This is a genomic window from Desulfopila inferna, from assembly GCF_016919005.1.
GTDB classification, from domain to species: domain Bacteria; phylum Desulfobacterota; class Desulfobulbia; order Desulfobulbales; family Desulfocapsaceae; genus Desulfopila_A; species Desulfopila_A inferna.
This window is the reverse complement of sequence record NZ_JAFFQE010000005.1, coordinates 180,435-193,793: the sequence shown is the minus strand read 5'-3', so window position 1 is coordinate 193,793 and position 13,359 is coordinate 180,435. Positions and strand designations below refer to the sequence as shown.

Annotated in this window: 15 protein-coding genes and 1 riboswitch; of the genes, 9 read left to right on the top strand and 6 right to left on the bottom strand. The window is 52.7% G+C overall.

What is annotated here, in order from left to right; genetic code table 11:
* Positions 1-4 precede the first annotated feature (4 nt).
* From JWG88_RS13915 to sixA, 5 genes are all read left to right on the top strand, one after another.
* Positions 5-757 (top strand): DUF6125 family protein, encoded by a 753-nt coding sequence (locus JWG88_RS13915; RefSeq protein WP_205234397.1) that lies wholly within the window; start codon positions 5-7, stop codon positions 755-757.
* A gap of 23 nt (positions 758-780) precedes the next feature.
* Positions 781-1,563, top strand: a complete 783-nt coding sequence (locus JWG88_RS13910; RefSeq protein WP_205234396.1) for an enoyl-CoA hydratase-related protein — start codon at positions 781-783, stop codon at positions 1,561-1,563.
* Between the two features lie 194 nt (positions 1,564-1,757).
* Complete coding sequence (locus JWG88_RS13905) at positions 1,758-2,915, top strand: acyl-CoA dehydrogenase family protein (protein WP_205234395.1); 1,158 nt, start codon at positions 1,758-1,760, stop codon at positions 2,913-2,915.
* A 190-nt stretch (positions 2,916-3,105) separates the two neighbouring features.
* Positions 3,106-3,630: a nitroreductase family protein gene (locus JWG88_RS13900; RefSeq protein ID WP_205234394.1), complete on the top strand. Its 525-nt coding sequence runs from the start codon at positions 3,106-3,108 to the stop codon at positions 3,628-3,630.
* 246 nt (positions 3,631-3,876) lie between these two features.
* Positions 3,877-4,347, top strand: coding sequence for a phosphohistidine phosphatase SixA (sixA, locus tag JWG88_RS13895; RefSeq protein ID WP_205234393.1), 471 nt, complete (start codon positions 3,877-3,879; stop codon positions 4,345-4,347).
* 56 nt (positions 4,348-4,403) lie between these two features.
* Here the strand turns inward: sixA and JWG88_RS13890 are convergent, their stop codons facing one another.
* The 6 genes from JWG88_RS13890 to JWG88_RS13865 form a co-directional block, all read right to left on the bottom strand.
* Complete coding sequence (locus JWG88_RS13890; RefSeq protein ID WP_205234392.1) at positions 4,404-5,354, bottom strand: ABC transporter substrate-binding protein; 951 nt, start codon at positions 5,352-5,354, stop codon at positions 4,404-4,406.
* Entirely contained in the window at positions 5,338-6,102 is a 765-nt protein-coding gene (locus JWG88_RS13885) for an ABC transporter permease (protein ID WP_205234391.1), read from the bottom strand. The genes JWG88_RS13890 and JWG88_RS13885 overlap by 17 nt, the downstream gene beginning before the upstream one ends.
* Positions 6,099-6,842 (bottom strand): ABC transporter ATP-binding protein, encoded by a 744-nt coding sequence (locus JWG88_RS13880; RefSeq protein WP_205234390.1) that lies wholly within the window; start codon positions 6,840-6,842, stop codon positions 6,099-6,101. Before JWG88_RS13880 ends, JWG88_RS13885 begins: the two co-directional genes overlap by 4 nt.
* On the bottom strand, positions 6,829-7,476 hold the full coding sequence (gene thiE, locus JWG88_RS13875; RefSeq protein ID WP_205234389.1) for a thiamine phosphate synthase: 648 nt from the start codon (positions 7,474-7,476) through the stop codon (positions 6,829-6,831). The genes JWG88_RS13880 and thiE overlap by 14 nt, the downstream gene beginning before the upstream one ends.
* Positions 7,477-7,481: 5 nt before the next feature.
* Positions 7,482-8,288 (bottom strand): hydroxyethylthiazole kinase, encoded by an 807-nt coding sequence (gene thiM, locus JWG88_RS13870; RefSeq protein ID WP_205234388.1) that lies wholly within the window; start codon positions 8,286-8,288, stop codon positions 7,482-7,484.
* A gap of 74 nt (positions 8,289-8,362) precedes the next feature.
* Positions 8,363-8,457, bottom strand: a riboswitch (TPP riboswitch).
* Positions 8,458-8,563: 106 nt separating this feature from the next.
* Positions 8,564-8,842 (bottom strand): hypothetical protein, encoded by a 279-nt coding sequence (locus JWG88_RS13865; RefSeq protein WP_205234387.1) that lies wholly within the window; start codon positions 8,840-8,842, stop codon positions 8,564-8,566.
* 280 nt (positions 8,843-9,122) lie between these two features.
* On the opposite strand from JWG88_RS13865, the gene JWG88_RS13860 reads away from it, so the two are divergent.
* The 4 genes from JWG88_RS13860 to JWG88_RS13845 all read left to right on the top strand — a co-directional run bounded on the left by JWG88_RS13860 (position 9,123) and on the right by JWG88_RS13845 (position 13,325).
* Positions 9,123-10,913 carry a bifunctional serine/threonine-protein kinase/universal stress protein gene (locus tag JWG88_RS13860; protein WP_205234386.1) on the top strand — a complete coding sequence of 597 codons (1,791 nt, stop codon included), beginning with the start codon at positions 9,123-9,125 and terminating at the stop codon, positions 10,911-10,913.
* The gene (locus tag JWG88_RS13855) at positions 10,910-11,650 is read left to right on the top strand and encodes a metallophosphoesterase family protein (protein ID WP_205234385.1); all 741 of its coding nucleotides are present in this window, start codon (positions 10,910-10,912) and stop codon (positions 11,648-11,650) included. The genes JWG88_RS13860 and JWG88_RS13855 overlap by 4 nt, the downstream gene beginning before the upstream one ends.
* A gap of 52 nt (positions 11,651-11,702) precedes the next feature.
* Positions 11,703-12,509 (top strand): carbon-nitrogen hydrolase family protein, encoded by an 807-nt coding sequence (locus JWG88_RS13850; RefSeq protein WP_205234384.1) that lies wholly within the window; start codon positions 11,703-11,705, stop codon positions 12,507-12,509.
* A 162-nt stretch (positions 12,510-12,671) separates the two neighbouring features.
* Positions 12,672-13,325 (top strand): VOC family protein, encoded by a 654-nt coding sequence (locus JWG88_RS13845; RefSeq protein WP_205234383.1) that lies wholly within the window; start codon positions 12,672-12,674, stop codon positions 13,323-13,325.
* The last annotated feature ends 34 nt before the right edge of the window (positions 13,326-13,359 follow it).

Here is a 13,359-nt window from a genome sequence, read left to right as displayed (position 1 = left end):
GATTATGATACAGACAGACGCAGAAAGTCCCGACACCCTCGATCAGAAAGGACGGGCCGGACTCATCCTGGACTTCTTTCATCGCACCATTGTTCATCATGCCCTCTGGTATGCCGAGGTAAAGCACCAGATGGGAGAGAAGAAAGGGTTGCAGATGCTGGAAAAGGCTGCAGCAAAAAGCTATCAGATACAGATACATCATCTCTCCAAAGTGTTTGGCTTCGAGATGGTGGATAATATTCCGGAACCGCTTTTGAGCATGGAGGTGGAGCAGCAGAAAGAGCTGCTCCACCGGGTCGCCAAAAACTGGCTGGTCGGTGACGGCGTCTGGTTTCAGACGGTGGAGTTCAGTGAAGGGATGAATGATGCCAAGCGCTGCAACGACTCCTGCTGGTCTCAGTTTTCGCCGGTGGAGGCGGCATCCATCAAGAACTTTCTGGGAATGGAAGAACGTCCCGGATTAGCAGGGCTGAAAAGAGCACTTGCTTTCAGGCTCTATGGTTCAATCAACGAACAGTCAATCTCCGATGAGCAGGAGAAAAGCTTTGTCTTTCAAATGAACAAATGCAGGGTGCAGGCGGCCAGAAACCGCAAAGGACTGGATGACTATCCCTGCAAGTCGGCGGGACAGGTGGAATATACCTATTTTGCCAGGGCAATTGACGAGCGTATTACTACCGAATGCATCGGCTGTCCGCCGGATAGACATCCGCCGGAGTGGCATTGCGCCTGGAAATTCAGCCTGAACGAAGAGTAAAAAACAACTCGATGAGGAAACCTATGGAATATGAATACATAAGGTTGGAAAAAAAAGGCGCTGCCGCCATCGTCACCATTGACCGGCCCGAAGCCCTGAATGCCCTGAATCTGGATACCTTGCTGGAGCTTGATCATTGCTTCATCGATCTTGGCGAAGACGAGGAGGTTGCCGTCGTTATCCTGACCGGAGCCGGCGAAAAATCGTTTGTCGCCGGCGCGGATATTTCCCACATGCAGGATCTCAGCGTCATCGAGGCCAACCGTTTTGCACGATTCGGCCACAAGGTGCTGAAAACCATCGAGGAACTGCCCCAACCTGTTATTGCGGCGGTCAATGGCTTTGCCTTGGGGGGCGGCTGCGAGATCGCCATCTCCTGCGACATCCGCTATGCCGCCGAGAATGCCAAATTCGGCCAGCCGGAGGTCAATCTCGGTGTCATCCCCGGCTTCGGCGGCACCCAGAGGTTGCCGCGTCTTATAGGCAAGGGGAGGGCCAACGAGCTGCTTTTCAGTGGTGATATAATCGATGCTGCGGAAGCATGTCGCATTGGCCTGGTGAATAGGGTTTTCCCGCAGCAGGAACTGCTGGAGAAATGTCTCGGTCTTGCCGGCAGGATCGCTTCCCGGGGGCCGCTCGCGGTCAGGCTGTGCAAGGAGGCGGTGAACAACGGCATGGAGATGGATCTGGCACGGGCCTGCCGCTACGAGGCCGATCTTTTCGGTCTCTGTTTTGCCAGTGATGAGCAGGGCGAAGGGATGCTGGCATTTCTGGAAAAACGTGTTCCGGAGTTCAAGAAAAAATAATCTGATTACGCTTGTAACGCAGTGTTTTCTGGCCCAGGCCGGGACTGCTCTTTTCATCGGGACGCCGTAAACCCATCCATGGAGGCTTCGCTGCAGCCGTCCGGGCTGCAGAGACCCGAGAAATGAGCAGTCCCGACCTTGAGCTGAGGATTAGGGGTAATCAGGAAAAATAAAAAGACGGTTGGGGTAAAGCTATGCGTCTGGATCTGAGTGAAGAACAAAAACTAATACAGGATACTGCCCGCGATTTTGCCAAATCAGAGCTAGAACCGGTGGCAGCGCAACTCGACAATGGTGGTGATGACGCCATTTTCTACGAGAATCTACGCAAGCTGGGGGAACTCGGTTTCATGGGGCTCAATGTCTCCGATGCCTATGGTGGTTCCGAGGCCGGTGTTATAGCGTTCAGCGTGGCCATGACCGAGATTGCCAGGGCCTGTGCCTCAACTGCGGTCACTGTCTCGGTAAATAACATGGTGTGTGAGGTAATCCAGGCGCTGGGCAGTGAGGAGCAGAAAAAGAAATATATCTCCAGGATCTGCAGCGGAGAATATGCGGCAGGCGCCTTCGGCCTCACGGAACCTGGCGCCGGCTCCGATCCAGCCGGGATGACGACTACAGCCATTCTCAAGGGTGATGAATGGATTCTTAACGGTTCCAAAATATTTATCACCAGCGGTACCTGTTCCGGTGTTTTTGTGGTCTGGGCAGTGACCGATCCTGCGGCTCCGCGAGGCAAGGGGATCAGCCTGTTTCTCATTGAAGCCGGCACTCCGGGTCTGATAATCGGCAAAAAGGAAAAAAAGATGGGCCAGCATGCCTCGGCCACCAACGAGTTGCTCTTTCAGGACTGCCGCGTGCCCAAAGACGCTCTGATGGGTGAGCAGAACGACGGATTCAGGGCCGCAGTAAGTGAGCTGGCTGGCGGCCGCATAGGCATCGGTTCACTGGGTCTTGGTATCGGTCTTGCCGCCATGGAGTATGCCACGCGATATTCTCTGGAGCGTAAACAGTTCAACCAAAAAATAAGTGATTTTCAGGCAATCCAGTGGAAGATTGCCGATGCCTTTACCGAGCTTGAGGCGGCCCGACTGCTGCTGATGAGCGCCTCTTACCGGAAAGAGCAGGGCCGTCCCTTTTCCAAGGAAGCATCCATGGCAAAAATGTTCGCAACGGAAGCAGCCAATCGCGCCTGCTATGAGGCCGTGCAGATTCTGGGAGGATATGGCTACACCCGCGACTATCCGGTTGAGCGGTATGCCCGCGATGCCAGAATAACGACGATTTATGAGGGAACCAGCGAGATTCAGCGGCTGATAATTGCCCGGCAGATCTTAGGTGAATTTTCCTAGGAGGCCGTCCGAAAATGCCCTTTTCGCCCATCTCGGCGTTATTTTCAGAAAATCAATGCTCGCAGGTAAGCGCAGACTCCGATATCAGCTATATGGCTGTGCTTGATTTCCTGAAAATGCCTTGATCTGAACGAAAATGCCTATTCTCGGACAACCTCCTAGCCAGAGACCACAAACGAAGGGAGGGTTAATGTTTACTACACGACGCAGTGTCAGAAGGTACCAGTCAACCGAGATTGAAGAGAACAAACTGCAGAAAGTGCTGGAGGCGGCAAGATGGGCGCCTTCCTGGGCCAACACCCAGTGCTGCGAACTGGTTGTCATCAGGGATGAAGGGATAAAGCAGCAGCTCGCAGGCATAATCAGCAAAAAAAATCCTGCAACAATTGCCATGGAGAAGGCTCCCGTTGTCATTGCCGTATGTGGCAGGTTGGAAAAATCAGGTTTTTACAATGACAAGGCGGTAACCAAACTTGGGGATTGGTTTATGTATGATCTCGGGCTGGCAACCGAGAATCTCTGCCTGGCCGCCCATGATCAAGGTCTCGGCACGGTTATCGTCGGTTTGTTTGACCATGACGGCGCCCGGGATATTCTTAATGTTCCGCCTACCCACGAAGTTGTGGCCCTGGTGCCACTGGGATATCCGGATCATGAACCTCCGGCGCCGAAAAGAAAGGCGATGGAGGAGTTTGTTCATTGGGAGAAATTCTAAATTTGCTTGGGAACAGCGGTGGCTGTCAAACCGCCGCTGTCCTATTTCATCGGCATCCGCACAGTCCGCGCTCAAGATATCGCGCCTTTGTTTTCACGAATCACGGATTATCCCGATCAGTCTGATCTGTTGTTTATGAAAATATGATCTGGGGATATGGCCGTATCCCGCAAACGTGGTAACTGTATTCGAATATGACATTTTGGCCCTCTTTTTGACAAAACTCAGAAAATCAGGAGGTGGCAAATGGCACTCTTTCTCGTACAGCATGGCAGAAGTGCTTCAAAAGACGTCGATCCGGAAAAAGGACTTACCTCAAAGGGTATAGAGGAAACGGAGCTCATTACCGAAGTGGCCAGAGGATATGAGGTCAATGTTCGGAAAATAATTCATTCAGGAAAAAAGCGTGCCGCTCAAACGGCGGATCTCTTCCGGGACATTGTTCAGGACAGTATCCCTGTTGAGCAGGTATCCGGTATTGCTCCCCTGGATGATGTCCGGGACTATGCAAAGCATATCGACCCGGCGGAAAACTGCATGGTTGTCGGTCATATGCCCTTTCTTGAACGCCTTCTTTCCTTTCTGACCACCGGCTCCCCCGATATCAAGGTGTATCACTTCCAGAACTCCGGAATTGTCTGCCTGGACGCCGAAAAAGGAGAAGACGGCGGCCTGAATTGGTATATCAAATGGACTCTTAACCCCACCCTGTCGTGAAGTAATAAAAAAAAGTCACTCCGCTGCAGATTCTGCTGCAGCGGCAAATATACTGATTACCGCAGTTCAACAGCCCAGCTTTGCAGAGGCGGGATCGTCTCGATAATCTCCTGCTCCTGCAGAAATCGGGCGAAATTTTCATAACGGTTGATGTCCAGAGCGCCGGGACGCAGGGCAAAGCGAGGCAGTGTATCCCTCCAGGCGCGGCGATTCAGCTCGTCATCGAGATTCTTTCGCGATCCACTGGCGAAAAGAGCCCAGCTTTCCTCGGGATGGTTGATGAGATACTGAACACCTTGCTCAAGAGCGTCCACGAAGCGGCGCAGGGCATCATCTCCTATCCGGTCGCGATGCGCGATCAGGATCAGTTCGTCATAGGCCGGAATACCATGTTCTTCAACAAAGAAGGCCTTTCCCGGTCGTTTCTCAATGTCCATCTGGTTCAACTCGAAGTTTCTGAAGGCACCTATCACCGCATCGGTCTGCCCGGTAAAAAGAGAAGGAGAGAGGGAGAAGTTGACATTTACCAGCTTGATATCGTCAAGAGTCAATCCGACACGCTCCAGCATCACCTTGAGGAGAACTGTTTCAAAACCGCCTACCGAGTAGCCGATGGTTTTTCCTTTGAGATCGGCGAGGCTGTCAATATCGCCATCGGCAAGAACCACCAGAGAGTTCAGGGGCGTGGCAACCAGAGTGGCAATTCTGACCAGTGGCAGACCCTGATCAACCTGCATATGGTGCTGGTGCTGGTATGATACGGCAATGTCGGCTTTTTGGGCGGCCACAAGTTTGGGCGGATCGTTGGGATTGGATGGGGCGATAATTTCCAGCTCCAGCCCTTTTTCCTTGAAAAAGCCCTTTTCCTGAGCGACGAAGATAGGGGCGTGGTCGGGATTGACGAACCAGTCGAGCAGCACTGTCAGTTTTTCTGCAGCGCCAGCACTGCCGGAGAAAAGCAGCAGTGCGGCAAAAACAAAGCATAATACCTTACCTGGTTTTTTCATGAATGAGATCCTTTTGTGTTTCCCAGAAAAGAATTCTGGTTATGATGGCGTCAACGACGAAATAGAGAGTCAGGGAGATAAGGGCAAGTACGGTCAGGGCGGCAAACATGATATCTATCTGCATCCGGGCATTGGCATGAAGCATATAGAAGCCAAGACCCGCACTGGAGCCCACCCACTCGCCGACTATGGCTCCGATTGGTGCGACTGCCGTAGCTACCCTGAGACCGGAGCCGAAGGGAGGCAGAGCGTTGGGGATAATGATGAAACGAAAAAGGGCGATTTTGCCGGCCCCCATTATTCTGGCGAGTTCGAGCAGATCACGGTCGGTGCGCTGCATCCCGTAATAGAAGGAGGATGTTACCGGAAAATAGATAATCAGCACCGCCATGGCTATCTTTGAGGCCATGCCGTAACCGAGCCAGAGCACCAGCACCGGCGCCAGTGCAAATACCGGGATGGCCTGGCTGATCACCAGCACCGGCAGCATCCAGCGCTTCAGCAGGGGCGAGAGCGTCATCACCAGGGCGCTGATGCTCCCCAGAAAGGTGCCGATGATCAACCCTGCGATAATTTCCAGCAATGTGGTCTGCAGATGATGCCATAATTCGGGCCAGTGGCTGACAATGGCACGGACCACCGGCAACGGCCCGGGCAGGATGTAGTGGGGAGCTCCACTGATAATCACCACTACCTGCCAGAGAAGAATTCCTCCGGCGATCAGGCTTGCAATCCTGAGGAACTTCATACGTTCTCTCTCATCAGAAGAGCCAGCAGATTGGTATAGAAGGGGGCAATGGCGGGATCTCCCGCCTTACGGGGCACGCTGCCCGGCAGATCGGCAAATCTGTTCACTCCGCCGGGGGCATTGGTGAAAACAATAATCTCGTCTCCCATCCGCAACGCCTCCAGGGGATCATGGGTGACCAGCAGTACCGTTTTGCCCCGGGTCATGTGAGCCGCAAGATCCTGCAGTTTCATCCTGGTCAGAGCATCGAGTGCCGAGAAAGGTTCATCCATGAGCAGAAGCGCTCGTTCTTCCATAAGGGTGCGAAGCAGTGCGCCGCGCTGGCGCATTCCTCCGGAAAGGGTGGCCGGCAGGGCCTTCTCGTACTGTGACAATCCCGCATGTTCGAGCAGCATGGACGCCCTGTCACGGACACTGTCGTCCACTTCGCCGCGCAGCCTGGCGCCCAGCATGACATTGTCGTGCAGGGTCATCCAGGGGAGCAGAAGGTCGTTTTGACTCATCCAGCCTACTTGGTGATTGTCGGTAGAGAAGGAAATACTGCCGCTATAGCGCAGACTGCTGTTTCCGGAAACCATCCTGAGCAGTGTTGATTTCCCGCAGCCGCTGGGCCCCAGGATGCAGGTGCATTTGCCCGCGGCCACGCTGAAGCTGAGGTGATCGAAAAGAGTCTCGTTTTCAAAATCAAGACAGATGTCGGTGAAGGTTATGGACGGAGCTGACGTTTTAGTTGCAGTCATGGTGTACCCGTCGTGCCTCTGCTATCAGCTCTGTGAGCATTCGCGCCGACTCCTCAGGGGAGGCGGCGGAGACAATGGCCGAAATAACGGCAATACCGTCGGCCCCTGCGGCAATAACCCTGCCGGTATTCATACTGGTGATTCCCCCGATGGCTACAAGCGGCAGCCTGACATGGCGGCGAATCCTGCGGATTCCCTCCAGGCCCAACGGCATACCGGTATCTGCTTTACTGGTGGTTGCAAAAACCGGACTTACCCCTATATAGTCGGCGCCCTGTTGTTCAGCCCTGATCGCATCTTCCAGGCATTCCGCGGAAATGCCGATTAGTTTGTTTTTACCCAGCAGGTCCCGGGCCTCTCTGACAGGCATGTCGTTCTGGCCGAGATGAACGCCCTCGGCGTTGACTGCAAGAGCAATGTCGGGATAATCATTGATGATCAGGGGTATGCCCAGGGGAGCAAGCAGTTCTTTCAGGATTTGGGCATTGTCCAAAAACTCATGCTTTGTCAGGTTTTTTTCGCGCAGCTGTACACAACTGACCCCGCCTTTGACGGCGGAGGCCACAACTTCCGCAGTTGTCCTGCCCAGCGAAAGATGAGAGTCGGTAACAAGATAAAGCGAATAGTCGATCATTGTAATTATATTTCCTCTATCCTGGCGCCGGCTAGCAGATCCACGGGTGAAATGGTATAGAGCGCATCGAGCAAGGCGATCATGAAGCTTCCCGGGGCATTGGCAGAGAGAGCTGCCTTCTCCCCTGCAAGACCAAAAAAGGCAAGCGCGGTCGCCGCCGCCGAGACGAAATCCTTATCAACTGCGGCGAAGGCGCCGATTACAGCGCTTGCACCGCATCCCGTCCCGGTGATATAAGGCATCAGCGGATGACCGTTGGAGATCTTGAGAACGCGGTCGCCATCGGTTACCAGATCAACCGGCCCGGTGATAGCCAGGGTAGCATCCAGCTCCCTGGCCAGAACTTTGGCGCTCTCCTCGGCTTCATCCACTGAATGAAGCGCATCCACACCTTTGGTGGCGGAATCGGGGTGGCGCAGGGAAAGAATTTCCGAGGCGTTTCCTCTGATAATACCGACCCGCGTCTCATCGATTATCCTTTTGGCCGATTGCGTACGAAGTGGAGTGGCGCCGGCACCCACCGGATCGAGAATTATGGGAGTGTTCCGTGCTGCAGCAGCCCGACCCGCCTTGATCATCGATTCCACCCAGGAATCGGTCAAGGTGCCGATATTGAGAACTAGAGCGCCGGCATGAGCTACCATATCGACAACTTCGTTTTCAGCATGTGCCATCACCGGAGAGGCTCCCATGGCGAGTAGACTGTTGGCGGTGAAATTCATCACCACAAAATTGGTAATATTATGGATCAGGGGCGCGGCGGTGCGGACAGCCCGAAGATTAGCGGCTGCTTTTTCGGCAAGATTCGACATGTATCACCTCTTTTCCTGGGAAAGTAAGCTGTAGGGTCAAGTGGAAACAGAGATGATGGAAACATGTGAAAGAGCATGGTTCATTTTTGCGATTCCCTACGCTGGAATAAACCAGATCAGGTTCTATGGGTATCATCTCAGGCATATTGTGCCACCCCCTGCAAATACTAGAAAATAGAGTAATGCTCTATTATTGTCAACCACCTTTTGCTCGCAGTAGTGTGGATGAGTATCTCCTGCCCTGTCGTGTGCAGGGCACGGGATATCCTGGTGGTTTAGTTGTCCTTTTCAAGGGCATGCTCATGAATATATTTCTCAAAATTGTTTCTTAACTGGCCTATCTGTAGGCCCAGCGGCAAACATTTTTCCTTTTCAAGACATGAGTCGGCCTCATCGAAATCTACAAAAGTTCTGAGGTGCCGCTTGCCCTGATGGTAATCCACCGCCCAGGCTTCGGCTTTATCGTCATAATCGACATTAAAATCAATGCCGCAAACTCCCATATGAGGATGTATCGCTTCTATTTTTTTGCAAAGTTCGTCTTTTGTAACCATTTTTTCACCTCTTTCTTGGTTGAGATGTATAAAACCGGAGCAAATTAAGCTCCATATCGATATACTATGCATTTCTCCCGGCATCTCAACCATCCATTCCGCCGGCCATTTGCAGAAGCAGCCGGAAGGATGAAAGCCCGTTCTTGCAAAAACTCATGATCAGATATACGATTGATCTATGAATATCTAGAGCTAAAACATATATTTTATTGGAGCGAGGCTGGAAGAGTCCTCCGAACATGCCGACGGCCAGGGGCCGGACAAGAAAAGAGAGGAAAAGATGGAACTACCTGAAATTGGTGATATAATCGATGGGTTTACGATTCAGGAGCTGCTTCATAAAGGGGCTGCGGCCCATCTCTATCTGGCTGATGACAGCCTGTCGGATAACTCCGTCGTCCTGAAAATTCCACTCGACAACATTCTTAATCATCCCGTCCTGTTTTACCATTATCAGAACGAAGAATACCTGAGCCGGTACCTCAATCATCGAACCGTGGTCAGGTTTCTGGTCAGACCAATCTCACATCTCTATCTCGTTCAGGAGTATATTGCCGGGCAGGATCTCAAGACAGCTCTGCAGGTCCGCCAGATATTTCCGTTAAAGGAGGCGGTGTCGGTCTGCCTCAAGGTCTGCCAGGCGCTCGGCTATCTACATTCCAGATCGGTGCTCCATCTTGATGTCAAACCTGAAAACATAATGATTCTTCCCAATGATGGTATCAAGCTCGTCGATTTCGGACTTGCCCGTCATCTCGGCCTGCGCGACTACCTGGCCGATGATTTCTCTCAACCTCACGGAACACCGTATTATATTTCACCGGAGCAGCTTTGCGGCAACAGGAGTTCCAAACAAAGCGATATTTACAGCCTGGGTATAACTTTTTATGAAATGCTGACCGGGCAAATACCTTTCAAACGCTCGAGTAAGGTTGTGGATGTGGAGCAGCGGCTCAATAAAGATCCTGTGCCACCACGACATTATGAGCAGTCGATTCCTCCCGCTATTCAGCAGATTATCCTGAAAATGCTGAAGCGCGATCTGGGTTCCCGTTACCAGAATGTTGCTGACCTGCAGCACGATCTCCGCAATTACGATAGTCTTGAACCCACTGAAGATGGCGAAAAAACAGAAAAGCCATCCACCCTGTTCAGTTTTTTTAAGTCGAAGGACTGCAGCATCTACCGGGAAAAGAAGGAAAGAAACAAAATGTCCGTCCCGCTTGAGGCCCGGCAAATTCTGGGCTGTATCATGGATGATAATATCGCGGACCTGGTCGTAGAGGAGGTCAAGCGGGAAGCTCTGGTATATGGCGGTGAAATCACCCTTCTGGTGGTGCTTGAAGAGGAGGATATCGAGCCGGAGGATGTCGAATATACCAACGAGGTTGTTGGAACCCGGCTGGTCCACAGGATTGACGGGTATATGTCAACCCTGAAAAAATATGAACTCCCGGTGATGCTGCGCATTAAAAGAGGAAATGTAGCTGAAAATATTATAGAGATGGCAGAGAGCCTGAACGCCGATATTACCGTTCTGGGCCCTCCGCGTCATCCTCGAAGATCAGCCACCTTTTCCGGCCTTTTCGGAGGCAGCACCATCGACAAGGTGAGCCGCACCCTCAACCGGAAAGTACGGGTACTCAAACCGGCATCATCCGGGCCGGGACCTCGACTTCAGCGGAGCGAGAGGCCTGCAGGGGTGGCCCTGGAGAATTTGAGACTGTTTCTCGCCGATACCTGGGTCTATCACCTCAATTCACTCAGTGAGGCGGTAAATACCCATGTCGAGGAGATCAAGCCGTCGGCGGCGGCCTGCCCCTACGGCGAATGGCTGGAGCAGTTTGTCAGTCATCTCGATGAAGAGGAGCGGGGGGCGGAATTGCTGAAGGTCCACGAGGATCTGCATCGCAGTGTGGACAGGATTGCCACGCTGGAGGCCGGACAGGATGATTTTAAGAAAGTATACAGCACCGAAACTCTTCCTCTTTCAAGCCGTTTCATGCAGCTTCTTCAGCAAATCGGCGGTTCGGTGGCCAAATCTCTCAGACCCGAAGGTAAAACCGATTGAAAATCGCCGTTTTTGCAGATGTTCATGCCAACCTGGAAGCCCTGCAGGCTTTTCTGGAGGTGATGGCCGAAGAGCAACCCGACCGTTTTGTCTTTCTGGGAGACATCATCGGCTACGGTCCGGACCCCAATGAATGCATTACACTGCTGCAGGAGCTTGACAACCTTGAGGCGGTTCTCGGCAATCATGATTCCGCGGCGATCTGGGACAGTTCCCCCTACGAAATGCATGCCGATGCCCGCGACGCAATTTTCTGGACAATGGACCAGCTCAGCGATGAGAGCGTCAACTTTCTCAGGACCCTCCGGCACAAGGTGCTCATAGATGGCGTCTGTTACTGTCATGCCTCCCCGCACAGCCCGGATGCCTGGATCTATCTGAACTCGTATATCAAGGCATTATGGTCCTTTCGCAGAACCGGCTATCGTCTTTCCTTCGTCAGTCATACCCACTGGCCGCAGCTTATCTCTCAAGAGAATTCCTGGAAAATATCTTTGGAAAAGGTGCAGCCCGGAGAGGTTCGTTATCTGCAGGAAGGTCAGCGCTATATCGTCAACTGCGGCAGCATCGGCCAGCCTCGCGACGGCAGCGCCGACGGTTCATATTGCCTCTACGATGACATCGAAAAAACGGTAATATTTCACAGGTTCAGTTATGCCAATCAGACAACACAAACAAAAATGCGCAAGGCCGGCTTGCCGGAATATCTAGCTTCCAGGTTGAAAACAGGGAGATAGCGGGCTGATCGGTAGGTGAGCCTGGGAACCACGAGACATGCAAAGGGAAAATATGAGAATCGGATTAGTGCAGATGAACACCCAAAAGGATAAGGCGGAAAACCTTGCCGAGGCAGAAAGACTCATCGATGTGCAGGCCAGGGAAGGTGCCCGTCTGATAATGCTGCCGGAATATTTCAATTTCCTGGGCCCCGAAAAACACTGGCGCAAAAACAGTGAGGAACTGCATAATTCCATGAGCCTCGGCCGTGTACAGGAAAAGGCGATTGAGCACAAGGTCTTTATTCACTGCGGCTCTTTTCTGGAGAAATCCGGCAGTGATATCCATAATACCGCAGTTGTTTTTGATCCCCTGGGTGATATCGTCGCAAAATATCGTAAAATACATCTATTTGACGTGGAAGTGCCCGGTGGTCGGAAGTATTTCGAATCCGAGACCATAACGGCAGGGAATGAGGTCGTAACATTTACAGTAGACGGCATCATCTTCGGCATGGCCACCTGCTATGATTTACGCTTTCCGGAACTGTTCCGGGTTCTTTCTGCCCGCGGTGTTCAGGTGATACTGGTACCGGCGGCATTTACCATGATGACCGGCAAGGATCATTGGGAGCTGCTCCTGCGTGCCAGAGCTGTCGAGAATCTCTGTTATGTGGCCGCCGCCGGTCAATATGGCAGCTGTCCTCCCAGCTACGTCAGTTTCGGCAGAAGCATGGTTGTCGATCCCTGGGGTGTGGTGATCTCCCAGGCAAGGGACAGCGTTACCACGATATCCGCTGAGGTCGACATGAAGCACCTGGCTGAAGTTCGAAAAACCTTTCCGGCACTTGATCATGTGCGCAGTGAGATGTTCGGCTGAGAGGCTCAAAAACCATTAATTCACTTAAGCGAGAAGGGGTATCAACCCCGTCAAGCCGCAAGCGGCCGGGATAAGTACCTTGGTTGTAGATGTAGTTTAGCGATTTCAAATACGTTTCCCTTTTTCTTGTATTTTTGTCAGCCTTTCGGGAGTAAGGTACTAATGAGAACCAACCTCGATCATCTGGTCATCGGCGCGCAAACATTGGCGCAGGGCAGACAATATGTCAAAGAGCAGCTGGGCATCGAGATTCCCCTGGGCGGCAGTCATCCGCGCATGGGTACCCATAACTGTCTGACCAAGCTGGACGATGCCGTCTTTCTCGAGATTATCGCCATCGACCCGGAGGGAGAACAGCCGCTGCAGCCGCGCTGGTTCGGCTTGGACGATCCCCTGGTGCGCCGTCGCCTCGCCGATGGACCCGGCCTGCTCACCTGGGTGGTGAACACCGATGATATTACTGGTGCTTTGAACATTGCTGAAATTTCCTTCGGTGCTCCACAGCCTGTGAGCCGTGGCGATCTGCGCTGGTATTTCGGCGTGCCCGATGACGGCAGGCTGCTGGCAGGCGGTATGCTGCCCTATATTATCAGCTGGCAAACCGACGAGCATCCCGCCGCCAAAATGGTGGATCTGGGGTGTCGCCTGCAGGCCCTGAGACTCTTTACCCCCTTTGTGGAATGGACTGCCAGGCAGCTTGAGGATATCGGCGCCCTGGATTTGATCGAGCTTCAGATCCTGCCGGAGATGAGCACCCCTTATCTCGAGGCGGAAATATCCACCAAGTCAGGTAGCTGCCTGCTGAAAAGCATTTAGGCAGCTTCATTCATTAGATTTGAGAAAGGAAGTG